This is a genomic window from Pseudosulfitobacter pseudonitzschiae (assembly GCF_900129395.1).
In the GTDB taxonomy this organism is placed as follows: domain Bacteria; phylum Pseudomonadota; class Alphaproteobacteria; order Rhodobacterales; family Rhodobacteraceae; genus Pseudosulfitobacter; species Pseudosulfitobacter pseudonitzschiae.
This window is the reverse complement of sequence record NZ_FQVP01000001.1, coordinates 620,838-645,254: the sequence shown is the minus strand read 5'-3', so window position 1 is coordinate 645,254 and position 24,417 is coordinate 620,838. Positions and strand designations below refer to the sequence as shown.

The 24,417-nt window shown below is 62.9% G+C and carries 24 protein-coding genes; 20 read left to right on the top strand and 4 right to left on the bottom strand.

Features of this window, described 5'->3' with window-relative positions; genetic code table 11:
* Positions 1 to 203 precede the first annotated feature (203 nt).
* The 8 genes from ccoN to ccoS all read left to right on the top strand — a co-directional run bounded on the left by ccoN (position 204) and on the right by ccoS (position 8,145).
* Positions 204 to 1,799, top strand: coding sequence for a cytochrome-c oxidase, cbb3-type subunit I (gene ccoN, locus BUC08_RS03090; RefSeq protein WP_037920679.1), 1,596 nt, complete (start codon positions 204 to 206; stop codon positions 1,797 to 1,799).
* Between the two features lie 34 nt (positions 1,800 to 1,833).
* Positions 1,834 to 2,637, top strand: a complete 804-nt coding sequence (gene ccoO / locus BUC08_RS03085; RefSeq protein WP_224769742.1) for a cytochrome-c oxidase, cbb3-type subunit II — start codon at positions 1,834 to 1,836, stop codon at positions 2,635 to 2,637.
* Between the two features lie 9 nt (positions 2,638 to 2,646).
* Positions 2,647 to 2,847 carry a CcoQ/FixQ family Cbb3-type cytochrome c oxidase assembly chaperone gene (locus tag BUC08_RS03080; protein WP_037920681.1) on the top strand — a complete coding sequence of 67 codons (201 nt, stop codon included), beginning with the start codon at positions 2,647 to 2,649 and terminating at the stop codon, positions 2,845 to 2,847.
* Positions 2,840 to 3,703: a cytochrome-c oxidase, cbb3-type subunit III gene (gene ccoP, locus BUC08_RS03075; protein WP_037920682.1), complete on the top strand. Its 864-nt coding sequence runs from the start codon at positions 2,840 to 2,842 to the stop codon at positions 3,701 to 3,703. Before BUC08_RS03080 ends, ccoP begins: the two co-directional genes overlap by 8 nt.
* Positions 3,704 to 3,846: 143 nt before the next feature.
* Positions 3,847 to 5,391 (top strand): cytochrome c oxidase accessory protein CcoG, encoded by a 1,545-nt coding sequence (ccoG, locus tag BUC08_RS03070; protein ID WP_037920685.1) that lies wholly within the window; start codon positions 3,847 to 3,849, stop codon positions 5,389 to 5,391.
* Complete coding sequence (locus BUC08_RS03065; protein ID WP_037920687.1) at positions 5,388 to 5,843, top strand: FixH family protein; 456 nt, start codon at positions 5,388 to 5,390, stop codon at positions 5,841 to 5,843. Before ccoG ends, BUC08_RS03065 begins: the two co-directional genes overlap by 4 nt.
* On the top strand, positions 5,840 to 7,993 hold the full coding sequence (locus BUC08_RS03060) for a heavy metal translocating P-type ATPase (protein ID WP_037920689.1): 2,154 nt from the start codon (positions 5,840 to 5,842) through the stop codon (positions 7,991 to 7,993). Before BUC08_RS03065 ends, BUC08_RS03060 begins: the two co-directional genes overlap by 4 nt.
* Entirely contained in the window at positions 7,990 to 8,145 is a 156-nt protein-coding gene (gene ccoS / locus BUC08_RS03055) for a cbb3-type cytochrome oxidase assembly protein CcoS (RefSeq protein WP_028956415.1), read from the top strand. The genes BUC08_RS03060 and ccoS overlap by 4 nt, the downstream gene beginning before the upstream one ends.
* Positions 8,146 to 8,342: 197 nt before the next feature.
* Here ccoS and BUC08_RS03050 read toward each other — a convergent pair whose 3' ends face one another.
* Entirely contained in the window at positions 8,343 to 9,278 is a 936-nt protein-coding gene (locus tag BUC08_RS03050; RefSeq protein WP_037920692.1) for an aminotransferase class IV, read from the bottom strand.
* Between the two features lie 82 nt (positions 9,279 to 9,360).
* On the opposite strand from BUC08_RS03050, the gene BUC08_RS03045 reads away from it, so the two are divergent.
* The 4 genes from BUC08_RS03045 to BUC08_RS03030 all read left to right on the top strand — a co-directional run bounded on the left by BUC08_RS03045 (position 9,361) and on the right by BUC08_RS03030 (position 11,836).
* On the top strand, positions 9,361 to 10,302 hold the full coding sequence (locus BUC08_RS03045; protein ID WP_051693807.1) for an aldose epimerase family protein: 942 nt from the start codon (positions 9,361 to 9,363) through the stop codon (positions 10,300 to 10,302).
* 326 nt (positions 10,303 to 10,628) lie between these two features.
* The gene (locus BUC08_RS03040) at positions 10,629 to 10,799 is read left to right on the top strand and encodes a YqaE/Pmp3 family membrane protein (RefSeq protein WP_037915299.1); all 171 of its coding nucleotides are present in this window, start codon (positions 10,629 to 10,631) and stop codon (positions 10,797 to 10,799) included.
* Complete coding sequence (locus BUC08_RS03035; protein WP_037920697.1) at positions 10,792 to 11,154, top strand: DUF4112 domain-containing protein; 363 nt, start codon at positions 10,792 to 10,794, stop codon at positions 11,152 to 11,154. Before BUC08_RS03040 ends, BUC08_RS03035 begins: the two co-directional genes overlap by 8 nt.
* A gap of 64 nt (positions 11,155 to 11,218) precedes the next feature.
* Positions 11,219 to 11,836, top strand: coding sequence for an RNA ligase family protein (locus BUC08_RS03030; protein WP_037920699.1), 618 nt, complete (start codon positions 11,219 to 11,221; stop codon positions 11,834 to 11,836).
* An 83-nt stretch (positions 11,837 to 11,919) separates the two neighbouring features.
* Here BUC08_RS03030 and ndk read toward each other — a convergent pair whose 3' ends face one another.
* The gene (gene ndk, locus BUC08_RS03025) at positions 11,920 to 12,342 is read right to left on the bottom strand and encodes a nucleoside-diphosphate kinase (protein WP_028956410.1); all 423 of its coding nucleotides are present in this window, start codon (positions 12,340 to 12,342) and stop codon (positions 11,920 to 11,922) included.
* 131 nt (positions 12,343 to 12,473) lie between these two features.
* Here ndk and BUC08_RS03020 point away from each other — a divergent pair, with 131 nt between their 5' ends.
* The 3 genes from BUC08_RS03020 to BUC08_RS03010 are packed head-to-tail and all read left to right on the top strand — an operon-like array spanning position 12,474 to position 15,605.
* Complete coding sequence (locus BUC08_RS03020; protein ID WP_037922016.1) at positions 12,474 to 14,321, top strand: ABC-F family ATP-binding cassette domain-containing protein; 1,848 nt, start codon at positions 12,474 to 12,476, stop codon at positions 14,319 to 14,321.
* 49 nt (positions 14,322 to 14,370) lie between these two features.
* Positions 14,371 to 14,997 (top strand): MarC family protein, encoded by a 627-nt coding sequence (locus tag BUC08_RS03015; RefSeq protein ID WP_037920702.1) that lies wholly within the window; start codon positions 14,371 to 14,373, stop codon positions 14,995 to 14,997.
* A gap of 26 nt (positions 14,998 to 15,023) precedes the next feature.
* On the top strand, positions 15,024 to 15,605 hold the full coding sequence (locus BUC08_RS03010; RefSeq protein WP_037920704.1) for a retropepsin-like aspartic protease family protein: 582 nt from the start codon (positions 15,024 to 15,026) through the stop codon (positions 15,603 to 15,605).
* Between the two features lie 19 nt (positions 15,606 to 15,624).
* Here BUC08_RS03010 and BUC08_RS03005 read toward each other — a convergent pair whose 3' ends face one another.
* Positions 15,625 to 16,074, bottom strand: coding sequence for a DNA polymerase III subunit chi (locus tag BUC08_RS03005; protein ID WP_037920706.1), 450 nt, complete (start codon positions 16,072 to 16,074; stop codon positions 15,625 to 15,627).
* A 3-nt stretch (positions 16,075 to 16,077) separates the two neighbouring features.
* Positions 16,078 to 17,562: a leucyl aminopeptidase gene (locus BUC08_RS03000; RefSeq protein WP_037920708.1), complete on the bottom strand. Its 1,485-nt coding sequence runs from the start codon at positions 17,560 to 17,562 to the stop codon at positions 16,078 to 16,080.
* 196 nt (positions 17,563 to 17,758) lie between these two features.
* Here BUC08_RS03000 and lptF point away from each other — a divergent pair, with 196 nt between their 5' ends.
* The 5 genes from lptF to pdxA are packed head-to-tail and all read left to right on the top strand — an operon-like array spanning position 17,759 to position 24,362.
* The gene (gene lptF, locus BUC08_RS02995) at positions 17,759 to 18,892 is read left to right on the top strand and encodes an LPS export ABC transporter permease LptF (protein WP_037920710.1); all 1,134 of its coding nucleotides are present in this window, start codon (positions 17,759 to 17,761) and stop codon (positions 18,890 to 18,892) included.
* Positions 18,889 to 19,986, top strand: a complete 1,098-nt coding sequence (gene lptG, locus BUC08_RS02990; RefSeq protein ID WP_037920712.1) for an LPS export ABC transporter permease LptG — start codon at positions 18,889 to 18,891, stop codon at positions 19,984 to 19,986. The genes lptF and lptG overlap by 4 nt, the downstream gene beginning before the upstream one ends.
* Positions 19,970 to 22,174: an LPS-assembly protein LptD gene (locus tag BUC08_RS02985; protein ID WP_037920714.1), complete on the top strand. Its 2,205-nt coding sequence runs from the start codon at positions 19,970 to 19,972 to the stop codon at positions 22,172 to 22,174. The genes lptG and BUC08_RS02985 overlap by 17 nt, the downstream gene beginning before the upstream one ends.
* Positions 22,175 to 22,185: 11 nt before the next feature.
* A complete protein-coding gene (locus tag BUC08_RS02980; protein ID WP_143186661.1) occupies positions 22,186 to 23,391 on the top strand; it encodes a peptidylprolyl isomerase in 1,206 nt (401 codons plus the stop codon).
* Positions 23,388 to 24,362, top strand: a complete 975-nt coding sequence (gene pdxA, locus BUC08_RS02975) for a 4-hydroxythreonine-4-phosphate dehydrogenase PdxA (RefSeq protein WP_037920719.1) — start codon at positions 23,388 to 23,390, stop codon at positions 24,360 to 24,362. The genes BUC08_RS02980 and pdxA overlap by 4 nt, the downstream gene beginning before the upstream one ends.
* Positions 24,363 to 24,417 lie beyond the last annotated feature (55 nt).

The following is a 24,417-nucleotide window of genomic DNA, read 5'->3' as shown; positions in this document are numbered from 1 at the left end:
ATAAATGAACCACTTGTTCGCTGCCTTCGCCTGCGGCGCGGCGCGAAAAATGGCCTGCAATCCCTCAGGTTGATGGCCGGACGCATTAAACGCACGAAAAGTTGACTCAGATCAAAGAGCGCCCCCGCCACCCCGGCTACTGAGACACTGCGAACAGAACCGCAGACCCGCCCATGGGGCGACTGCGTACAAGAAGGTGCCACATGGAATATATTAAATTGATCGCGCTGGGGCTGATAACCCTGATCGCTGCGATGGGGGCGAATTTCGCCCATGACATAGCCTATCAGGTCCATGCCGTTCTGATCATGCTCATCGCGGCAGGCATGTTTGTCTGGGTGCTGCGTGGCATCGACGAACCAGAGGTGGTGCAGGACACCAGCGGATACAGCGACGGCGTTATCCGTGCCGGTGTCATTGCCACCGCGTTCTGGGGGCTGGCCGGTTTCCTGGTGGGCACGTTCATCGCGTTCCAACTGGCTTTTCCGGTGCTGAACTTTGACTGGGCACAACCCTTCGCCAACTTTGGCCGCCTGCGTCCGCTGCACACCTCTGCGGTGATTTTCGCATTTGGGGGCAACGCGCTGATCTGCACGTCGTTCTATGTCGTGCAACGCACCAGCGCCGCACGGCTGTGGGGCGGCAATCTGGCGTGGTTCGTGTTCTGGGGCTACCAGTTGTTCATCGTGCTGGCGGCGACCGGCTATCTGCTGGGCGCGACCCAGTCCAAGGAATACGCCGAACCCGAATGGTACGTCGACATCTGGCTGACCATCGTCTGGCTGGCCTATCTGGCGGTCTTCCTCGGCACCATCTTCAAACGCCGCGAGAAACACATCTACGTGGCAAACTGGTTCTTTCTCAGCTTCATCATCACCGTGGCGATGCTGCATGTGGTCAACAACCTGTCGATCCCCGTCAGCTTCTGGGGCAGCAAGTCGGTACAGGTCTTTTCCGGCGTACAAGATGCCATGACCCAGTGGTGGTACGGCCACAACGCCGTGGGCTTTTTCCTGACGGCAGGTTTCCTGGGCATGATGTATTATTTCGTGCCGAAACAGGCCGAGCGTCCGATCTACAGCTATAAACTGTCGATCATCCACTTCTGGGCGCTGATTTTCCTGTACATCTGGGCCGGTCCGCACCACCTGCATTACACCGCCCTGCCCGACTGGGCCTCTACCTTGGGCATGGTGTTTTCCATCGTGCTGTGGATGCCAAGCTGGGGCGGCATGATCAACGGCCTGATGACGCTGCAAGGCGCGTGGGACAAGCTGCGGACAGACCCGATCATGCGGATGTTCGTGATCTCGCTGGCCTTCTACGGCATGTCCACATTCGAAGGTCCGATGATGTCGATCCGCGCGGTCAACTCGCTGTCGCATTACACCGACTGGACCATTGGTCACGTCCACTCTGGCGCACTTGGCTGGAACGGCATGATCACCTTTGGCGCGCTTTATTTCCTGACACCGCGCTTGTGGGGCCGTGCACAGATGCATTCGATGTCCGCGATCAACTGGCACTTCTGGTTGGCCACCATCGGCATCGTTCTTTACGCGGCGTCGATGTGGGTGACCGGCATCATGGAAGGCCTGATGTGGCGCGAGGTCGATGACCAGGGGTTCCTCGTCAACACCTTCGCCGACACCGTGGCTGCGAAATTCCCGATGTACGTGGTGCGCGGACTGGGCGGGGTTCTGTACCTCTCGGGCGGTATCCTGATGTGCTGGAACATGTGGATGACCATCCGGGGTGGCGCCAAGCGCACCGCGCCGGTCGGTGTCCCGGCTGAATAAGAGAGACAGGCAAATGGCTGATAATGAAAAGATAATGGATTCCGACAAGGACCCCAAGGTGTCCACCCTTTCGGACCTGCCGGACGAGATCCCGAACGAACTGCCGCACCAGACTGCGTTGCTGAACCGCCATGCGATCCTGGAGAAAAGCCCGACGCTCTTACTGATCTTTTCGCTGCTGGTGGTGACCATCGGCGGGATCGTCGAGATCGCACCGCTGTTCTGGCTGGAGAACACCATCGAAGACGTCGAAGGCGTGCGCCCCTATTCGCCGCTGGAACTGACGGGGCGCGACATCTATGTGCGCGAAGGCTGCTACCTGTGCCACAGCCAGATGATCCGCCCGATGCGCGACGAGGTGGAACGCTATGGCCACTATTCGCTGGCGGCGGAATCGATGTACGATCACCCGTTCCAATGGGGGTCGAAACGCACCGGCCCCGATGTGGCGCGCGTGGGCGGGCGGTATTCCGACGCCTGGCACGTCGATCACCTGACAGACCCGCAGTCGGTGGTGCCGGAATCGATCATGCCTTCGTATGCGTTCCTTTCCGACACCAGGATCGAGCCGATGCATATCGAGGCGCTGCTGAACACGCACCGTTTGGTGGGCGTGCCCTATGACGACGACATGATCGCCGCAGCCGCTGCCGATTTCCGGGCGCAGGCCGATCCCGACTCGGATTACGACGCGCTGCTGGAACGCTATCCGGGTGCGGCCGTTTCGAACTTTGACGGCCAGCCCGAGCTGACCGAGATGGACGCGCTGATCGCCTATTTGCAGGTGCTTGGCACGATGGTCGACTTTTCCACCTTCACCCCAGATGCCAGCCGATAGGAGGCTTTGATGGACACTTATTCCTTCATGCGTGAACTCGCCGACAGCTGGGTGCTTTTGGCCATGTTCGGATTTTTCGTCGCGGTCATCCTGTGGGCCTTCCGCCCCGGATCGACGCGAACCTATGACGCCATCGCACAGATCCCGCTGCGCGAAGACACCCCGATGGGCGCGGCCCAAACCACACGGAAAGGAGCGTCCGATGTCTAAGCGCAAGACCGACGAGGTCACCGGCGTCGAGACCACCGGCCACAGCTGGGATGGCATCGAAGAATTGAACAACCCGCTGCCGCGCTGGTGGCTGTGGACACTTTATCTGTGCATATTCTGGGGAATCTTGTACACAATTGCCTACCCTGCATGGCCGATGATCTCGGGCGCGACACAGGGTGTGCTGGGCTGGTCGACCCGCGCCAATGTGGCCGCAGAGATCACCGCGCACGAGGCTGCCAATGCCGAGCTGGTGACGCAGCTTGTGGCCGCCGACATGCCGACGCTGCCGCAGGATGCCGACCTGAATCGCTATGCCATCGCGCGCGGCGGTGCGGTGTTCCGCGCCAACTGCTCGCAATGTCACGGATCGGGCGCGGCTGGTGCCAAGGGCTATCCCAACCTTCTGGACGACGACTGGCTGTGGGGCGGTGATATCGACGCGATCATGACCACCGTACGCCACGGTATCCGCAACACGCTGGACGACGACGCCCGCTATTCGGCCATGCCCGCCTTTGGCGACATGCTGGAACCTGCCGAGATCGACGCCGTGGTCGAGCATGTGGTGTCGCTGTCCAGCTCTGACTTTGACGCGGCTCTGGCCGAACAGGGCGCGGTGGTCTTTGCCGACAACTGCGCCTCGTGCCACGGCGAGGCAGGACTGGGCAACCGCGAGATGGGCGCGCCCAACCTGGCGGACGCGATCTGGCTCTATGGCGGCGACCGCGCCACCCTGCACACCACCGTCGAACAGGCCCGCTTTGGCGTCATGCCGCCCTGGGGTCCGCGTTTGAAAGAGGCCGATATCCGTGCCGTTTCCGCCTATGTTCACAGCCTGGGAGGAGGCGAATAAGGCGGAACAGACCACCCGCACGGGTGGTCGCCCCCGAAGCGGACCTGTTCGCACTCGTGCCGCTTCGGGGTTGCTCTTGATGCAGATCAAGGAACGGGCACGCGCCCTGCCCTAAACAGGCGTTGCGAACAGGAACAAATGACATGACATCCCAACCCCACCAACCGCTTTACGCCGCCCGCACGCCGATTTTTCCGCGTCGGGTCAATGGCTTTTTCCGCCGCTTCAAATGGTGGATCATGGCTGTCACCCTTGGCATCTACTACCTGACACCCTGGCTGCGCTGGGACCGGGGCGCCAGCCTGCCCGATCAGGCGGTGCTGATCGATCTGGCCAACCGCCGCTTTTACTTTCTGTGGATCGAGATCTGGCCGCACGAATTCTATTTCGTCGCCGGATTGCTGATCATGGCAGGCCTGGGGCTGTTCCTGTTCACCTCGGCGCTGGGCCGGGTCTGGTGCGGCTATACCTGCCCCCAGACCGTGTGGACCGATCTGTTCCTGCTGGTCGAACGCTGGATCGAAGGCGACCGCAACGCGCGTCTGCGCCTGCACAAGGCCAATTGGAGCCTGCACAAATGGCGGCTACGGCTGAGCAAATGGGCGGTCTGGCTGATGATCTCGGTCGCCACGGGCGGTGCCTGGGTGTTCTATTTCACCGACGCGCCCACATTGCTGCGCGATCTGCTGCGCTTTGACGCGCATCCGGCGGCCTATATCACCATCGCGATCCTGACCGCGACGACCTTCATTTTCGGCGGCTTCCTGCGCGAACAGGTGTGCATCTACATGTGTCCCTGGCCCCGCATCCAGGCGGCGATGATGGACCCCGATACGATCACCGTCGCCTACCGCGACTGGCGGGGCGAGCCGCGCGGCAAGCATAACGTCAAGAACCGCCGCGCCGCCGAGGCGCAAAAGGCCGTGGCCGAGGCACAGGCCGCAGGCGCCGGTGTCGCGCGCTATGCGGGCACGCCCTATCCCAATCTGCCCGCAACGCCGGCAAAGCCAGTGGCTGAAAACGCACAAGGTGACTGCATCGATTGCATGGCCTGCGTCAACGTCTGCCCCATGGGCATCGACATCCGCAACGGCCAGCAAATGGAATGTATCACCTGTGCGCTGTGCATCGACGCCTGTGACGATGTCATGGCGCGTATCGGCAAGCCGCGTGGGCTGATCGACTATCTGGCGCTGTCGGACGAGCCGGCCGAGCGTGCCGGTGCTGCACCCAAACCGCTGTGGAAACACGTGCTGCGCCCGCGCACCATCCTGTACACTGCCTTGTGGACGCTGGTCGGCGTGGGGCTGCTCTATGCGCTGTTCATCCGGTCCGACATCGAACTGACCGTCAGCCCCGTGCGCAATCCGACCTTTGTCGTTCTGTCCGATGGCACTGTCCGCAACATCTATGACGTGCGTCTGCGCAACAAGGCGGGCGAGGCGCGCACGTTCCGGCTGAGCCTGACCAGCGAAGACATGTTGCAGATCGGGCTGGAGGGCCGCGACACGCTGTCCGTCACTGTGCCTGCTGACACCACCGTGTTGCAACGGGTCTATGTCTCGGCCCGCGCGGGTGACCCGGCGGCCTCCGATGACACGACGCCGCTGCGCCTGTGGGTCGAGGATGTAACCGCACAGATCCGCGCGTCCAAGGCCACAACATTCAACGGAAGAGGTGCAAAATGACCCGCGAAATCAAGGGATGGCACGTGCTCACAGGCTTTGTCGCGGCCTTTGGCATCATTATTTCGGTCAACCTGGTGCTGGCCTATCAGGCCGTGGCAACCTTTCCGGGGCTGGAGGTGAAAAACTCCTACGTTGCCTCGCAGAGCTTTGACGTGGACCGCGCAGCACAAGAGGCGCTGGCCTGGGACGTGCGCGCAGAGGTCACCCACGACACACTGCGCCTGTTCATTCACCACGAAGGCCAACCGATTGCGCCGCAGGTCCAAGAGGCCACGTTCGGCCGCGCCACCAGCATCGCCGCCGACCAGACGCCCGCGTTTGTCTTTGACGGCACGGCCTATGTTGCGCCCGTGGTCGCCGGTCCCGGCAACTGGAACCTGCGGATCAAGTTGCGCGCACCCGATGGCACCCTGTTCCAACAGCGCGTGATCGTCGCGCATGTGCCGTCATGACGACCCTGTCCGCCTGCCCCGCTTGTGCCGCGGCCCCGCTGGCCGAAAGCATGGCACAGCGCGAGATTGCCAAAGCTGACGTGATCCTGTCGCTGCCCACGATCCATTGTGCCGCCTGCATCGGCACGGTCGAACGCAGCCTGCGCACCATGCCGGGCGTCGAAGATGCGCGCGTGAACCTGTCGCTGAAACGGGTCAGCGTGCGGACCCGGACACTGACAGATGCTGCCCTGGTCGCCCGCTTGCGCGATGCGGGGTACCAGGCGCATCCGATGGACAGCGCCGTTCTGGACAATGGCAATGACCCTGAGGGTCAGCGCCTGCTGGTCAAACTGGCCGTTGCCGGGTTTGCAATGATGAACGTCATGCTGTTCTCGGTCGCCATCTGGTCGGGGGCCGCCGACAGCACCCGCGACCTGTTCCACCTGATTTCGGCGGCGATCTCGCTGCCTGCGGTGTTGTTCTGCGGTCAGCCGTTCTTTGCCAGCGCATGGAGTGCGCTGCGGGTGCGGCGGCTGAACATGGATGTACCGATTTCACTGGCGATCCTGCTGGCGGCGGGCATGTCGTTCTACGAGGTGCTGAACGGCGGCCTGCACAGCTATTTCGACGCGGCGCTATCATTGACGTTCTTCCTGCTGGTCGGGCGTTATCTGGACCATCGCAGCCGCCGCACGGCACGCTCGGCTGCGCGTGATCTCGCCGCGTTGGAAGTGCACAGCGCGCACAAACTGGTGCAGGGCAGCACGCAAACCGTGCCTGTCAGCGACCTGCGCGTGGGTGACGTTGTGATGATCCCAACCGGTGTGCGTGTGCCTGTCGATGGCACTCTGATCAGCCTTGAGGCCACCACCGACCGCGCCTTTCTGACAGGTGAAACTGCGGCCATACGTTCAATCATGGGCAATCCGGTTCAAGCGGGCGAGATCAACCTGGGCGCGCCGTTCAAGGTGCAGGCCACAGCCGTGGGCGCAGACACCACCCTGCGCCGTGTGGCCGCGATGGTTGAAATGGCAGAGAACAGCCGCAACAGCTATACCGCGCTGGCCGACCGGGCGGCGGCGATCTATGCGCCTGCGGTGCATTTGCTGGCGTTGCTGGCGTTCCTCGGCTGGGCGGTGCTGGGCGGCGATCTGCGGCAGGCGTTGAACGTGGCGGTTGCGGTGCTGATCATCACCTGCCCCTGTGCGTTGGGACTGGCCGTGCCCGCGGTGTCGACCGCCGCCATCGCGCGGCTTTATGCCAAGGGGTTTCTGGTGAAATCCGGCACCGCATTGGAGCGGCTGGCCGAGGTGGACATGGCGATGTTCGACAAGACCGGCACGCTGACCGTGCCCGCATCAAAGGCCGTGCGCAACCTGCTGACACCTGCGCAACAGGCGGTGGTGCGGGCGCTGGCACAAAGTTCCACCCATCCGGTGTCGCGTGCGGTGTTGGCGGCCCTGCCCGCAGGCGAAGCCGCGACGCTGAGCAACATTATCGAGGTGCCGGGGCGCGGGGTTCAGGGGCTGGGCCCGGACGGACTGGCGCAACTGGGCGGTGGCGGTTGGCTGGGCGCCGATTTCGACGGCCCGGGCCTGCGGATCGGCTGCGCGCCTGCCATCGCCCTGCCCCTGTCGGAAAACCTGCGCAGCGGTGCACAAGCGGCCATCGACGGGCTGCGGACCATGGGACTGCGCCCCGGCATCATCAGCGGCGACCGTGCCGCAGTGGTCACACCGCTGGCCGATGCACTGGGCGTTGCGGACCATCAGGCGGGCATCACCGCCACCGCCAAACACGACCGGCTGCAGGCACTGGCGGACGGCGGACACCGTGTGATGATGGTCGGTGACGGGCTGAACGATGCAGCAGCACTGGCGGCAGCCCATGCGTCGGTCGCGCCCTCCTCGGCCCTGGATGCGGCGCGCAATGCGGCGGATATCGTGATCCTGAACGACAGCCTGGCCGACCTGCCCTTGTTGATCCGCGTGGCGCGGGCGACGACGCGGCTGTCGAAACAGAACTTTGCCATCGCGGCGCTGTACAACTGCATCGCGGTGCCTGTGGCGCTGGCCGGACTGGCCACACCGCTGCTGGCAGCGATTGCGATGTCGGTGTCGTCGCTGACGGTGCTGGTCAATGCGATGCGGATACGGAGGGTGCGATGAACGTTCTTTTGGTGCTGATACCGGTGTCGATCGTGCTGGGCGGTCTGGGGCTGTGCGCGTTCCTGTGGACGGTGCGCAGCGGACAATATGACGATGCGGCGGGCACATCGGCGCGGATCTTGCTGGATGATGACGGGCCGGATGAGGGGTGAAAGATTGAGGTTGGCGGTTCGGACTATGCCACTTTCCCAATGAAACACGAAGCCGCGCATCGCCGTGCCGTGGGGCGGCCCGTCATGTCGAAGACATGCCTCTGGCATGATGCGCGGCGGCCTGCGGCCTTGTTCCGCGCCGGAGTCAAACGCAAGGTTACCAATGAGGGAAAGGGGGTTTGTCTCCACCCAAAAATTTACCCCTTCGCCAGCGCCACCTGTTCCTTGATCAGATCCTTGTACAGCCCGCGAATGCGGTGAAACACCGGCCCGGCCTTGCCGCCGCCGATCACCCGACCGTCGATCTCGAACACCGGGGTCTGTGCGCCGAAGGTGCCGGTCAGAAACGCCTCGTCCGCGCCGTAAGTGTCCACCAGCGAAAAATTCCGCTCGTACACCGGGATCGCATTCTCGCGGCACAGGTCGATCACCTTTTGCCGCGTGATCCCGTTCATGCAGTAGTCCCCGGTCGAGGTCCAAACCGCCCCCTTGCGCACGATGAAAAAGTTGCAGGCGTTGGTGGTGTTCACAAAGCCGAAGGGGTCCAGCATCAGCGCCTCGTCAGCGCCTGCACGGATCGCGTGGTTCAGCGCGATGATGCAGTTCAGCTTGGAATGCGAGTTCAGCTTGGCGTCCTGCGTCAGCGGCAGACCGCGATGGTGCGGCACCGTGTGCAGGCGAATGCCGCGCTGCACCATGGTTTCGTCCGGCTTTGAGTGTTCGGCGATGATGACTATCGTGCTGCCCCAGATGCTGAGATGCGGATGCTGGAACGGTTTGCGCTTGCGCCCGCGCGTGACCATCACCCGCAGGTGCACATCCGTGTGCATGTCATTGGCCCGCAAGGTGTCATGGATCGCCGCCGTCAGCTGGTCGCGGTCCATGCCGATGTCCAGATCCAGATACAGCGCCGCCTCGTAGAGCCGGTCCAAATGCGCATCGAGAAAGCTCAGGACCCCGTCATACAGCCGCAAACCTTCCCAGATCCCGTCACCCAGCATGAAACCGCTGTCATAGACCGAGACTTTGGCGTCGTCGCGATGGACGATATTGCCGTCAACGTAGATCTTGATATCGTCATTGCGCGCGTCCGCAGCGGCATCATGGGTCGAGACGTGATCGGTATCGGTCATGGGGGCATCCTTTTCTGTCAGGCCACACAAAGCCAAGCATGGGGCGGTGGTCAAGCGGGGATCGATGCAGCAAGGGACTGGAATGCAGGCGAGCCATATCGAAATATCAAACGACCGACTGCGCGCGCGCCTGTCGCCGCGGGGCGCGGCGCTGGTCGGTCTGTGGGTCGGTGACCTGCCCCGAAGCCTTGTGCTGGGTTATGCTGACGAGACAGCAGCGGGATACATGGGCGCGCTGGTGGGACCGGTGGCGAACCGGATCGGCGGCGCCGAAGTGACGATTGACGGCACCCGCTGGCAGATGCAGGCGAACGAAGGGGCGAACTGTCTGCACAGCGGCGATACGGGCTTGCACAGCCGTCTGTGGTCCGTAGAAGACCACAGTGCCACCCATGTGACGTTATCCCTGACACTGGTCCATGGCGACTGCGGCCTGCCGGGGCTGCGCCGGATCACCGCGCGTTATGCGCTGGACGGGTCTGCCCTGAGGCTGGACATTTCCGCCACCACCGACCGCACCACGGTGATGAACATCGCCCACCACCCCTATTGGAACCTCGCGGGCAGCGGCACGATCCGCGATCACGGCTTGCAGGTTTTTGGCGACAGCTACCTGCCCGTGGACGCAGGCAAACTGCCCACCGGCGCGCAGGCGTCCATACGCGATCTGGGCCTGTCTCCGGGTGCGTCGACGCAGCTGCATCAAGCCGCCCCGCTGGATCACAACATATGCCTTGCCCCCGGACAGGACACCCTGCGTCCTGCCGCCTGCCTGACCGGCCCGAACGGCTTGCAACTGACCATCGAAACCACCGAGCCGGGCCTGCAGGTCTATGACGGCGCGGGGCTGCCGGATCAGCCAGACGCGGAAACGCTGGGCGCACCGGTCGGCCCCTATGCGGGAATCGCCCTTGAGCCTCAGGGCTGGCCGAACGCCCCGCATCATGAGAGTTTCCCCGCGATTGTGGTGCAATCTGGAAACAATTACCGACAGACGACCCGATATATTCTCAAATCGCCGTGATTTCCATGTTTTGGCCACAATTAAGTCTCTGGTATTCCACTGCGGACGTGCATATTGGTCCGCATCGGCCCCATTGTCTGGTGACCCCATCAGACCGGAACATAGATAAAAGGTAAGACCATGTTTCAGCACGCGCAAAGCCAGCCAAAGCCGCCCGTAACCGCCCAGGCCCCACAGCCCCCCGCGCCCAAGCCGCGCCCGGAGATTACCGACTACGCCAGCCTGTAAAGGGCAGGCCTGTAAGGCCGCTCAGGACCGCAACAGGGAACTCCGACCGTTTGGGCTGCGTTGTAATTGAAACGCAATCCAAAACCGGAGGACCTGACATGGACCTGCTACGCATTCTGATCGCTATCCTTTTGCCGCCTCTGGGTGTTTTCCTGCAAGAGGGCTTTGGCAAACACTTTTGGCTGAATATCCTGCTGACCATCCTGGGCTATATCCCCGGCATCGTGCACGCAGTGTACATCATCGCCCGTACCCCCGAACATGCATGACACACACGCCGCGCGGCTGGATCATCTGGACCGCGTGGCCCACACCATGGACCGCGCCCTGCGCATCCCGTTGATCGGGGTGCGCGTTGGTCTGGACAGCATCATGGGGCTGGTGCCCGGCGTGGGCGATCTGCTGGCGCTGGGACCGGCCGGATATATCGTGCTGCAAGCCCACCGCATGGGCGCGCCGCGCGGGTTGGTGGCACGGATGGGCGTGAACATCGGCATTGACGCGGTCGTGGGCTCGATCCCGTTAATCGGTGATTTGTTCGACGTCGGCTGGAAGGCGAATTCGCGCAACGTGAAGCTGCTGCGCGACCATCTGGAGGCGCAGAGCGTTGCGGTAACGTCATAGCGTGCCGCTATTCGACCCAAGCTCTCTTTTTCAATGTCAGATTTCCCGCTAGGCCATAGGCATCATGCAAAAATATGGCCGAACCTTCCATCTTCCGATCTCTCTGGGCGCAACCTCTGACGACAAGATCCTGACGTCACTGGAGGGGCTCTCGGGCGATGACCTGATCGTCACCGAAAAGATGGACGGTGAAAACACGACGCTGCACGCAAATGGCACCCACGCGCGCAGCCCTGACAGCCGCTATCACCCCTCGCGCGATTGGGTGAAAGCATTTGCAGCCGGTATCAGCCCGCAACTGGCAACAGGTGAACGCATCATCGGTGAAAACCTGTTCGCCCGTCATTCGCTGGCCTACGACGCCCTGCCCTCGTACTTTCTGGGGTTTGCATGGATCGTGGATGGCGTATTTCAGAGCTGGGACCAGACAGTTGCACGTTTTGCCGAACTGGGGATCACGCCCGTCCCGACGCTTTACCGTGGCCCATATGTGGCAAACCTGTTCGAGGACATTGCCGCAAGCCTTGATCCCAAGAAGCAAGAGGGATTTGTCGTCCGCGCGGCAGGCCCGTTTCCAGAAACAGAAATGTCTGCACGCTTGGGCAAATATGTGCGGCAGGATCACGTGCAGAGCGACACGCACTGGATGCATGCGCCGATGATCGCGAACAAGTTGGCGTAACCGCACCCCAAAACACAAACGGGCCAGCGCATCCCGCGCCAGCCCGTTCCAATCTCACAAGGCCGCAGCCTTCAACAGATGGCTTAGCCCACCAGTTCCAGACCCGAGAAGAAATACGCGATTTCCACTGCGGCTGTTTCAGGTGCGTCCGACCCGTGAACCGAGTTTTCGCCAACGCTTTCGGCGAATTCGGCGCGGATGGTGCCGGGGGCTGCGTCTGCGGGGTTGGTGGCGCCCATGACTTCGCGGTTTTTCGCGATGGCGCCTTCGCCTTCCAGAACTTGTGCAACGATGGGCGCGGAGGCCATGAATTCGCACAGTTCGTCATAGAACGGACGCTCGGCGTGCACGGCATAGAACTCGCCCGCTTGCGCCTTGGTCAGGTGGATGCGTTTCTGTGCGACGATGCGCAGGCCTGCTTCTTCGAACTTGGCGTTGATCGCGCCTGTCAGGTTGCGGCGTGTTGCGTCGGGTTTGATGATCGAGAATGTGCGCTCAAGGGCCATGTCGGTGCTCCGGTTGATCGGGCACCACACCTGCGGCCCCCGTGAATTGAAATCGCGGCTCCGATAGCATGGGGTTTCACGCTTGAAAAGCGGCGATTGACGCCGCCGCTGCGTTGCGGCACACCGCATCCATGTTGCGCATATCAGATATATCCTATTCCATCGCGGGCCGTCCTTTGTTCGAAGGTGCCTCTGCTGTCATTCCCGAAGGCCACAAGGTGGGCCTGATCGGCGCCAACGGCACGGGCAAAACCACGCTGTTCAAGCTGATCCGCCGCGAGCTGGTTCTGGAAGGTGGCAGCATCTCCCTGCCCTCCAAGGCGCGCATCGGTGGCGTGGCCCAAGAGGTGCCTGCCTCGTCCACGTCTTTGCTGGACACGGTCCTGGCCGCCGACACGGAACGTGCCGAGCTGATGGCCGACGACAGCACCGACCCCACACGCATCGCGGAAATCCAGACCCGTCTGGCCGACATCGACGCCTGGTCCGCCGAGGCGCGCGCGGCAACGATCCTGAAAGGTCTGGGATTCGACGATGCCGAACAGCTCAAACCCTGTTCCGATTTCTCGGGTGGCTGGCGGATGCGCGTGGCGCTGGCGGCGGTGCTGTTTTCGCAACCCGACCTGCTGCTGCTGGACGAGCCGACCAACTATCTTGATCTTGAGGGCGCGCTGTGGCTCGAGGCCTATCTGGCGAAATACCCGCACACGGTCATCATCATCAGCCACGACCGTGGCCTGTTGAACCGGGCCGTGGGTGCGATCCTGCATCTGGAAGAACGCCAGCTGACCTATTATTCCGGCCCCTATGACCAGTTCGCCCGCCAGCGCGCCGAACGCCGCGCCGTGCAGGCCGCGATGGCCAAGAAACAACAGGCCCGCCGCGAGCACATGCAAAGCTTTGTCGACCGGTTCAAGGCCAAGGCGTCCAAGGCCAAGCAGGCGCAGTCGCGTCTGAAGATGATCGAAAAGATGGACATGATCGCAGCCCCCGAAGAGGCGGCAAAGCGCGTGTTCACCTTCCCCGAACCCGAAGAGCTGTCGCCGCCGATCATCAACATCGAAGGCGGCACAACAGGCTATGGCGACACGGTGATCCTGTCCAAGCTGAACCTGCGCATTGATCAGGACGACCGCATCGCCCTGCTGGGCAAGAACGGTCAGGGCAAATCGACCCTGTCGAAACTGCTGTCCGACCGCCTGCCGCTGATGTCGGGCAAGGCGACGCGGTCGACCAAGCTGCGCATCGGCTATTTCGCGCAGCACCAGGTGGACGAGTTGCACATCGACGAAACCCCCTTGCAACACCTCCAGTCCCTGCGCCCCGGTGTGATGCAGTCCAAGCTGCGCGCCACACTTGCTGGTTTCGGCCTGGGCGCCGATCAGGCCGACACTGCCGTGGGTCGCCTGTCGGGCGGGCAAAAGGCGCGTCTTTCGCTGCTGCTGGCCACCATCGACGCGCCGCACCTGCTGATTTTGGACGAACCGACCAACCACCTGGACATCGAATCCCGCGAGGCACTGGTCGAGGCGCTGACCGCCTATACCGGTGCGGTGATCCTGGTCAGTCACGACATGCACCTGCTGGGGCTGGTCGCTGACCGGTTGTGGCTGGTGTCGAATGGCACCGTTCAGCCCTATGACGAGGATCTCGAAGCCTATCGCAAGATGCTGTTGTCGGCGGACAAACCTGCGAAACCGGCCAAGGTCGAGGCCCCCAAGGCCAAGCGCCCCAGCCGGGAAAAGGTTCTGGAACTGCGCGCCGAGGCCCGCAAATCCGAAGCCCGCGTCGACAAGCTGAACGAGATGCGCGACAAACTGGCCAAGAAACTGGCCGACCCCGCGCTCTATGACGACAGCAAGAAAGGCGAGGCCGAAGTCTGGCAGAAGAAATACGCCGAGGTCATGAACGCCTTGGATCGCGCCGAGGCCATGTGGATGGCGGCCCTTGAAAAGCTGGAAGGCGCCGACGCCGTCTGATAGGTTTCTGGTTCAGAACATCCCAAAGGCGCTGCGAGGAAGACCGAAGATGATCGACACCGCCTTTCTGATCACTGCCTTTGTCACCATGTTCGTGGTGATCGACCCGATGGGCATGGCACCGCTGTTCGTGGCCTTGACCCAAGGCATGACCCGCCAACGCCGCCGCGCCATCGCGGTGCGGTCTTGCGTCACGGGTTTTCTGGTGCTGCTGGCCTTTGCCGCCTTTGGTGAAAAACTGCTGGGCTTCGTGGGCATCTCCATGCCTGCCTTTCGCGTCGCAGGTGGCATCCTGTTGTTCATCACCGCGCTCGACATGCTGTTCGAACGCCGCACCAAGCGGCGCGAGGACACGTCGGAAGAACATGGCGACGACCCGTCCGTCTTTCCGCTGGCGATTCCGCTGATCGCAGGACCCGGTGCGATTGCATCGGTGATCCTGCTGACCGGCCAAAAGCCGGGGCTGGCCGGGCTGGGCATTGTCGCGGGCATCACGCTGGCGGTGCTGCTGGTGGTGTTCTTGCTGTTTCTGGCCTCGGGCCTGCTCGAACGCGCCTTGGGCAAGACGGGAATCACCGTCGTCACCCGCCTGCTGGGCATGTTGCTGGCGGCCCTGTCGGTCCAATTCGTGCTGGACGGACTGCGCGCCTTCAGTTTCTACGAAGGCCTTGGCTAGGCCCCGCGCCTGCCTATATTTGATCCATGGATACTTTTGACACCGGCCGCCTGATCTATCTTGTCCTGCTTTTGCTGATGGTTGTCGGCTGGGCCGTCGCATCGCGGCGCACCTCTTGGAACAAGACGCTGCAATATGCCGCCGTCTGGGGGCTGATCATACTGGGCGCGGTGGCTGCCGTGGGCCTGTGGGACGATATCGCGCGCAGCTCCATGCCCTATCAGGCCAGCGTTGTGGGCGAGAACTCCATTTCCGTGCCACGCAGCCGCGACGGTCACTATTACCTGACGCTCAAGGTGAATGACGCCGACGTGCGTTTTGTCGTCGACACCGGGGCCACCGATATCGTGCTGACCCGCGAGGACGCGGCGCGGGCGGGCGTTGATGTGGATGCGCTGGATTTTCTGGGACGTGCAAGCACCGCCAACGGCGAGGTGGCGACCGCCTCTGTGCGGCTGGACCGTATCGCGTTGGGCCCGGTCGAGGATCGCAATGTCCGCGCCGTGGTGACGGGGGGCGAGATGTTCGGCTCGCTTCTGGGGATGGGATATCTGCAGCACTGGGGCAATATTTCGATTGCCCGTGACACGCTGACGCTGACCAGATGAACTTGACCCCGTAAGGCGTTCAAGTCTCGGCCTTTTTCTCCCATCCGCCGGATTCGTCTGACCAATATTGCGCCGATGCGCCCGCATCTTTCAGCGCCTTCCACTGCCTGCGGGCGGTGTTTAGCGCTTCGTCGTAGTCCTCGAACAGCACGCACACACGCTCCATCCGCGCCACCTCTTCGGCGGTCACCTCGGCCCCGTCCACCGACATGATGCAGGTGGCCCCGTTCGGGCAATCGCTTTGCGTGGTCAACAGGATCGGCTGGGCCGCGTCATGGTCCCCTCCCGCCAGCCCATGCGGCACAAAGCCGTCGCCCTGCCAAAGCCGGTTGTCCAGATGCACCATGCGCGACACCTCGCGGCCGCGCACAGCCACCCGCCAACCGGCGCCGCGCGCCTTGCCCAGCAGCATCGACAAAGTGTCCTCCATCGAGCGCTGGGTCAGGTGGTAGAAATAGGCGGCGCCCATGGCCTATTCGCTTTCGAACTTGTCCGCGACCAGACGGTTCAAAGCTGCCACACCCCAACCCGTCGCGCCCTTGGGGGCCAGCGCCGTTTCCGAAGTGACCGAAGCGACACCGGCAATGTCCAGGTGAATCCAGGGCGTCTCGTCCTTGACGAACCGTTTGAGGAACTGCGCCGCCGTGATCGAACCGCCGGGCCGTCCGCCCACGTTTTTCATATCGGCGATGCGGCTTTTCAACTGGTCATCATAGGCCTGACCCAATGGCATCCGCCATGCGCCTTCGTTCTCGGCGGCGGCGGATTTCAGGAAGGCGTTGCACAGCGCATCGTCGTTGGAAAACACACCGGCGTTTTCATGGCCCAGACCGATGATGATCGCACCCGTCAGCGTCGCCAGATCAATCATGCCGGCCGGTTTGAACCGCTCTTGCGCGTACCACATCACGTCGCACAATACGAGACGGCCCTCGGCGTCGGTGTTGATGACCTCGATGGTGTCGCCCTTCATGGATTTGACGACATCGCCGGGGCGCACGGCATTGCCCGAAGGCATGTTTTCAACCAGTCCGACCAGCCCGACGACATTCGCCTTGGCCTTGCGCCGCGCCAGCGCGCGCATCACGCCCGCAACGACACCGGCACCGCCCATGTCCATGGTCATGTCTTCCATGCCTGCGGCAGGCTTCAGGCTGATCCCGCCGGTGTCGAACACCACACCCTTGCCGATCAGGGCCAGCGGTGCGTCGCCTTCGGTGCCGCCGTTCCATTGCATCACGACCACCTTCGAGGGGCTGTCCGACCCCTGCCCCACACACAAAAGCGAACCCATGCCTAGACTTGCAAGCTGATCTTCATCCAAAACCTCAACTTCAAGGCCCAGATCCTTCATCGCTTCGAGACGGTTGGCGAATTCGGTTGTGGTCAGCACGTTGGCCGGTTCATTCACCAGATCGCGGGTAAAGAACGCGCCCTCGGCCACAGCCATCAAAGGTGCCGCCTCGGCCTGCACTTCGTCAGGCTTGCCACACATGATGCGCACCGCACCTTCGGCGGGCTTTGCGTCGGATTTATGAGCGTTAAACTCATAATCACGCATCGCCAGACCAAAGCCCAGATCAGCGAGATGGCGCGTGCTGCCTGCCGCCACCAGCATATCGGAGGTGCCGCGCACCTTGGCCAGTGCGGCCCCCGCCTTGCGCGCGTCCTGAACGCTGGGACGACGGGACAGGCACAGAACGTCCACAGCGTCGGCGGCCATGCCTGCGGGCATCGCAAGGGTGATCAGACCACCCTGCTTGAGTTTGGAAAACGCCTTGCCCTCGGCCAGCCGCGCCAGCGCGCCACGGGTCAGCTTGTTGATACGACGTCCGGCGGCGTCCATCGTGCCATCCGCCTCCAGCACCACGGCGACGCGGCCCGTGGCAGTGGCCAGCGCGCCGATATCCAGCGCTTCAAAGCTGACTTGGGTCATGGGAGTGGGTTGGGAGGTCATGGCGCATCCTTTCGCGGGAGTATCGGGTTGCACAACTGTTAGCGCGGGCGCGCCCACATGGCCAGAGCAGGCGCGGTGCTATGCGGGCACCAACTTGCCTGTGGCGCAAATATGGTGGATTTACAGGTTCCCCACCGCGAAACCTTGGGATAAGTTGCTGTCAACTTTGCCAAACCATGTGCAACCGGGGGGTTATGTGGCCAGATTCGACAGATACATGCTGTCGCAGTTTCTGCTCTTGTTCGGCTTTTTCGCGCTGGTGCTGGTGGCTGTGTTCTGGATCAACCGAGCGGTGGTTCTGTTCGACCGTCTGATCGGTGACGGGCAGACGGCGCTGGTGTTTCTCGAATTTACCTCGCTGAGCCTGCCCAAGCTGATCGTGACGGTGCTGCCCATCGCCACCTTTGCGGCATCGGTCTATGTGACCAACCGGCTGTCGGGCGAATCCGAACTGGTGGTGATGCAGGCCACGGGTTCCGGACCCTGGCGGCTGGCGCGTCCGGTGCTGGCTTATGGGTTGATCGTTGCTGCCATGATGTCGCTGCTGACCCATGTGCTGGTGCCCGCCGCCCAGGGACAGCTGAGCATCCGCGAGGCCGAGATTTCGCGCAACGTCACCTCGCGGTTGCTGACCGAGGGCACGTTCCTGTCACCGGCCGATCAGGTCACCTTTTACACCAGCACCATCGGTGAAGACGGCGTCCTGCGCGGCGTGTTCCTGTCCGATCGCCGCAACCCCGAACAACGGGTGATCTACACCGCGGCCCAGGCCTATCTGGTGCGCAATGACGCGGGCACCACACTGATCATGGTGGACGGGATGGCACAGCGGCTGAACACCAAGGACAACCGCCTGTCGACGGCAAAGTTCCAAGATTTTTCCTTTGATATCACCAAGCTGGTCAGCACGGATACAGAGGTGACCGGGTCAATCCGCAACATGGGCACGCTGGCGCTGCTGACCGACTGGGATCGCATCTCTGATGAAACCGGCGCGCGCAATGGCGACATTGCCGAAGAGGTCCACAGCCGCTTTGCCCAACCGCTGTTTTGCATCGTGGCGGCGTTGATCGGATTTGCCACGCTGATGGTTGGCGGCTATTCCCGCTTTGGCGTCTGGCGCGAGGCGGTGATCGCCTTTGGCCTGCTGATCGGCATTGACGGGATGCGCGGCACCTTTGCGCAGATGGTTCTGGATGATGCCAGCCTGTGGCCGACGATGTACTTGCCGTCCCTGTTGGGGGCCTTGCTGGTGGCTGGAATGCTGACATGGGCCGCCCATCCGTCCCTTTTGCGCCGTCGCAGACGGCAAGCGGTGGTCCCGACATGATCCTGCATTTCTATTTCGCCCGCCGCTTTGCCTATGCTTTCGTGATGCTGACGGCCGTGTTCTTTGCGCTGGTGGCGCTGGTTGACCTGATCGAACAGACCCGCCGCTTTGCCGACTATGATGTCAGCCTGACCGACCGCATCGGCCTGACGTTGCTGCACACGCCCGAAACGATCAACCAGATCCTGCCGCTGATCATTATCCTGGCGACGGTGGTCTTGTTCATCGGACTGGCGCGCAGCTCCGAGCTGGTCGTGACACGCGCCGCAGGCCGGTCGGCGCTGCGGGCCCTGGTGGCGCCGGTGGTTGTGGCGCTGGTGATTGGCGGGGTGGCGGTGACCATGCTGGGCCCGATCGTGGCCGCCACGACAAAACGCTATGCGCTGTTGTCCGAAAACTACCGCACCGGCGGGCGGTCTGCGGTGCTGGTGTCCGGCGACGGCGTCTGGCTGCGACAGGGTGGTCTGGATGGCCAAACGGTGATCCGAGCTGCGCGGTCGAACTCTGATGCTTCGGTTCTTTATGATGTGACGTTTCTGGAATATGCGCCCCAGGGCGGCCCGCAACGCCGCATCGAGGCGGCAAGCGCGGCCTTGGGCGACGGCGCATGGGCCTTGCGCGATGCCAAGGTCTGGCCGCTGACCGGGGACGTCAATCCAGAAACCAGTTCCGAAACCCATGCCGTTCTGCGCGTGCCGTCCACACTGACGCTGGAACGCATCCGCGAGACCCTGGGCACATTGGGTGGCGTGTCGATCTGGGACATGCCCGCCTATATCCGCCAGCTTGAGCAGGCCGGCTTTTCCGCGCGCCATCAGATCGTATGGTTTCAGGCGGAATTGGCCCGCCCCCTGTTCCTGATGGCGATGGTTCTTGTTGCCGCAGCCTTCACCATGCGGCATACCCGTTTCGGGGGCACCGGAACGGCGGTGCTGGCAGCAGTGCTTTTGGGGTTCGGTTTGTATTTCATCCGCAGTTTTGCACAGATTCTTGGTGAGAACGGGCAAATCCCGGTGGCCTTTGCCGCCTGGGCACCGCCCGCTGCCGCGATTTTCCTGGCTCTCGGGCTTTTGCTGCATGCCGAGGATGGTTGAGGTGGTGCGCTCTTTCCCCCATATCCTGCTTGCGGCAAGCTTGCTTGCCACACCGCTGATGGATGCGCCGGTCGTGGCACAGACCGTCAGTGCGCAGCAAACCGCCACACCTGCGATGCTGGTGGCCGATGACGTGACCGTCACCCGTGACCGCGTGCTGACCGCGCGCGGCAACGTCGAAGCGTACCAGGGCACCACCCGCCTGCGCGCCTCTGCGATCAGCTATGACGAAAAGACAGGCGCGCTGGTCATCACCGGACCGATCACCATCGAGGATGGCGAGGACGTGGTCATTGTCGCCGATCAGGCCGAACTGAGCCGTGATCTGCAAAACGGCCTGCTGACCGGCGCCCGCATGGTGCTGAACCAGCAACTGCAACTGGCCTCGGTCGAGATGAATCGCGTCGGCGGCCGTTATACGCAGCTTTATAAAACCGCAGTGACCTCGTGCCACGTTTGCGACGATGGCCGCCCGCCCCTGTGGCAGATCCGCGCCCGCCGTGTCATTCATGACAAACAGGAACGGCAACTGTATTTCGACAACGCGCAGTTTCGCATCGGCAACGTGCCGGTGTTCTTCATTCCGCGCCTGCGTCTGCCGGACCCGACGCTGAAACGCGCCTCGGGCTTTCTGATCCCCTCGCTGAACAGCGACACGCAGCTGGGCACCGGCATCAAGGTGCCCTATTTCATCAAGATCGGCGATCACCGCGATCTGACGCTGGCCCCCTATCTGACCAGCCACACCAAAACGCTGGAATTCCGCTATCGCCAGGCCTTTCGCACCGGGCGGATCGAATTCAACGGCGCGCTCTCCGATGACGATCTGCAACCGGGCGACACCCGTGGCTATCTGTTCGGCATGGGCCGGTTCGACATGCGGCGCGACTTTGTGCTGACGTTCAACATCGAGGCGACGACCGACACCGCCTATCTGACCGACTACGATTATTCCGACAAGGACCGCCTGACCAGCAATATCGAACTGGCGCGGGTCAAACGGGATGAATATCTCAGCTTCCGCTACACCAACTTTCGCAGCCTGCGCGACAGCGAAGACAACGACACGATCCCGACCAACGTGCTGGATGCAACCTTTGAAAAACGGTTTTTTCCGCGCGCTTTCGGGGGCGAGTTGCGGTTCAGCGGCAACGCGCACGCCCATTACCGCAGCTCGGACGAGGCCAATGATGTGAACCTGGACGGCATTGCCGACGGGCGTGACGTGCAGCGGATCAACCTGGACGCGGAATGGCTGCGCAGCTGGACCCTGAGGGGCGGTGCGCGTGCCGAGGCGTCATTGGGGATCGAAGCCGACGCGATCAACGTAAGCCAGGACAATGTCTTTACCGGCAGCGATGCGGGGCTGACGCCACAAGGACAGCTGACCCTGCGCTATCCGCTCGTGCGCCACAACGGCGATGGCTCTTCCGTATTGCTCGAACCGATCCTGCAGGTGGGCTATGTCGGCGGCCATGACCTGAACGTGCCCAACGACGAAAGCACCCGGGTCGAATTCGACGAAGGCAACCTGTTGTCGCTGTCCCGTTTTCCACGTCCCGACCGGCGCGAGCGCGGATTGGCTGCCGCCTATGGCGTCAACTGGTCGCGCTTTGATCCCGCAGGATGGGAAACGCGCCTGACATTGGGACAGGTTCTGCGGCGCGACGGCGAGCCGGACTATTCCGAAACCTCGGGCCTGTCGGGCACCACATCCGATTTCCTCCTGGCGGCCCAGTGGAAGACACGCAACGGGCTGGCCCTGACCGGGCGCACCGTGTTCAACGAGAGATTCGACGTGGCCAAGGCCGAGTTGCGCGGCGACTGGATCGGCAAGCGCCTGACCGTGGGCGGCAGCTATGTCTGGCTGGGCGAGGATGCCGACGAGGATCGCACGCTGGCAGTCTCGGAACTGACGGTGGACGGTGCCTATGACCTGAACCAAAGCTGGACCGCCAGCGCCAATTGGCGTTACGATCTGGTGGACGACCGGGCAGCCTATGCGGGGGCCGGGCTGGTCTATAACAACGAATGCGTATCGGCCAAATTCTCCGTGAGCCGACGGTATAGTTCCTCGACAAGTGTTGAGCCCTCGACAAATCTGGGCTTTACAGTGACCTTGCGGGGCTTCTCGGTCTCGCAGGGAACGGAAAAATACGTTAGATCATGCGGGAAGCAGGCGAAATGAGCGGGAAAACGATGAAACAATTTGGACTGGCCGTGGCCTTGGCCGTCACAACGGCCCTGCCCGTCGTGGCACAAAATCTCTTCGCGCCGGTGGCCAAGGTTGACGACAGCGTAATCACCGAATTCGAAGTACAGCAACGCGTGCGGTTCCTGCAGGTGCTGAATGCCTCGGGGGCGACCCGCAACAGCGCAATCGACGCGCTGATCGACGACCGGCTGCGGCTGAACGCAACGCAGGCCGTCGGGCTTGAGCTGACACCCGAAGGACTGGCCGAGGGGCTGGCCGAATTTGCCGCCCGCGCCAACCTGAGCACCGAAGAATTCGTCAAGGCGCTGGAAAGTGCCGGCGTCGCGGGCGAGACCTTCCGCGACTTTGTGCGCGTGAACCTGTCATGGCGCGAGCTGATCCGCGCCCGCTACGGCAGCCGCGTGCAGGTCTCCGAAGCAGAGATCGACCGCGCCATGTCCGCGAGCGGTGGCGACAGCGGTATCCGCGTGCTGATCTCGGAAATCATCATTCCAGCGCCGCCAAACGAGCAGGCCAACGCCATGGCGCGCGCCGAACAGGCCGCTGCCAGCACATCCGAGGCCGAATTTTCCAACTATGCCCGCCAGTATTCCGCAACGCCATCGCGCGGCAATGGCGGACGGCTGGACTGGGTTGACCTGAACACCCTGCCGCCCAGCCTGCGTGGCGTGTTGCTGGGCCTGACGCCGGGCGAAGTGACCGACCCGCTGCCGATCCCGAACGCCGTGGCGCTGTTCCAGCTGCGCGACATCCAGGAAACCGGCGCCCCCAGCACCGACTATGCGGCCATCGAATATGCCGCCTATTACATGGCAGGCGGACGCAGCCCCGAAACGCTGGCGCGCGCCGCCAAGCTGCAATCCCAGGTGGATGTCTGTGACGACCTTTACGGCGTCGCCAAGGATCAGCCCCCCGAGGCACTGGAGCGTGGCAGCAAGGCCCCCGGCGAGATCCCGCAGGACATCGCATATGAACTGGCCAAGCTGGACCCGGGCGAGGTCTCGACGGCTCTGACCCGCTCGGACGGCAACACGCTGGTCTTCCTCATGCTGTGCGGCCGCACAGCCAGCCTGAACGAGGCTGCCAGCCGTGAAGAGGTTGCCCTGCAACTGCGCCAGCAACGTCTGACCGGATATTCCGACAGCCTGCTGGAAGAATTGCGCGCCGACGCCCGCATCACGCGCGAATGACGCCTGCAACCGCTTTGCCGGTTGCGATCAGCTGCGGCGAGCCTGCGGGGATCGGACCCGAGATCGCGGCCAAGGCCTGGGCGGCACTGCGCGGCGAGGTTCCGCTGTTCTGGATCGGTGATCCCGCGCATCTGCCTGCCGACGTGCCGGTGGTCGTGATCGACAGCCCGTCACAGGCGGCTGGCGTCATGGACCGTGGGCTGCCGGTTTTGTCCCACGACTTTGCCGCGCCGAACACACCGGGCACCGCCAACCCTGCAAACGCGCAGGGCGTGATCGACGTTATCGCGCGCGGCGTCGATCTGGTGCAATCCGGTCAGGCCGCCGCCCTGTGCACGGCGCCCATCCACAAGAAAGCCCTGCAAGACGGCGCAGGCTTTGCCTATCCCGGTCACACCGAATACCTGCAGGCTCTGGCGGGCGCGGAACGTGCCGTGATGATGCTGGCCTCGGAGCAGCTGCGGGTGGTGCCTGCCACCATCCATATCGCCCTGCGGGAGGTGCCAAAAATGCTGACGCCCACGCTGCTGCGCGACACCATCCGCATCACCGCCGACGGGTTGCGTAGCCAGTTCGGCATCGCACAGCCGCGCATCGCCGTCGCAGGCCTGAACCCCCATGCCGGCGAAGGCGGTGCCATGGGACGGGAAGAGATCGACTGGATCGCCAAACTCGTCACCGACATGAGCGCCGAAGGCTATGACCTGCGCGGCCCGCTGCCCGCTGACACCATGTTCCACGCCACTGCCCGCGCCAGCTATGATGCCGCCGTGTGCATGTACCACGACCAGGCGCTGATCCCGATCAAGACGCTGGATTTCGACCGCGGCGTGAACGTGACGCTGGGCCTGCCCTTCATCCGCACCTCGCCCGACCATGGCACTGCCTTTGACATTGCGGGCACCGGAGTGGCCAATCCCTCGTCGATGATCGAAGCATTGCGCATGGCGCACCGGATGGCGCAGTCATGACGGCTCTTTTGGCCGCACATATCCCCGCCGGAGGCGTAGAATCCATGATCCCGAT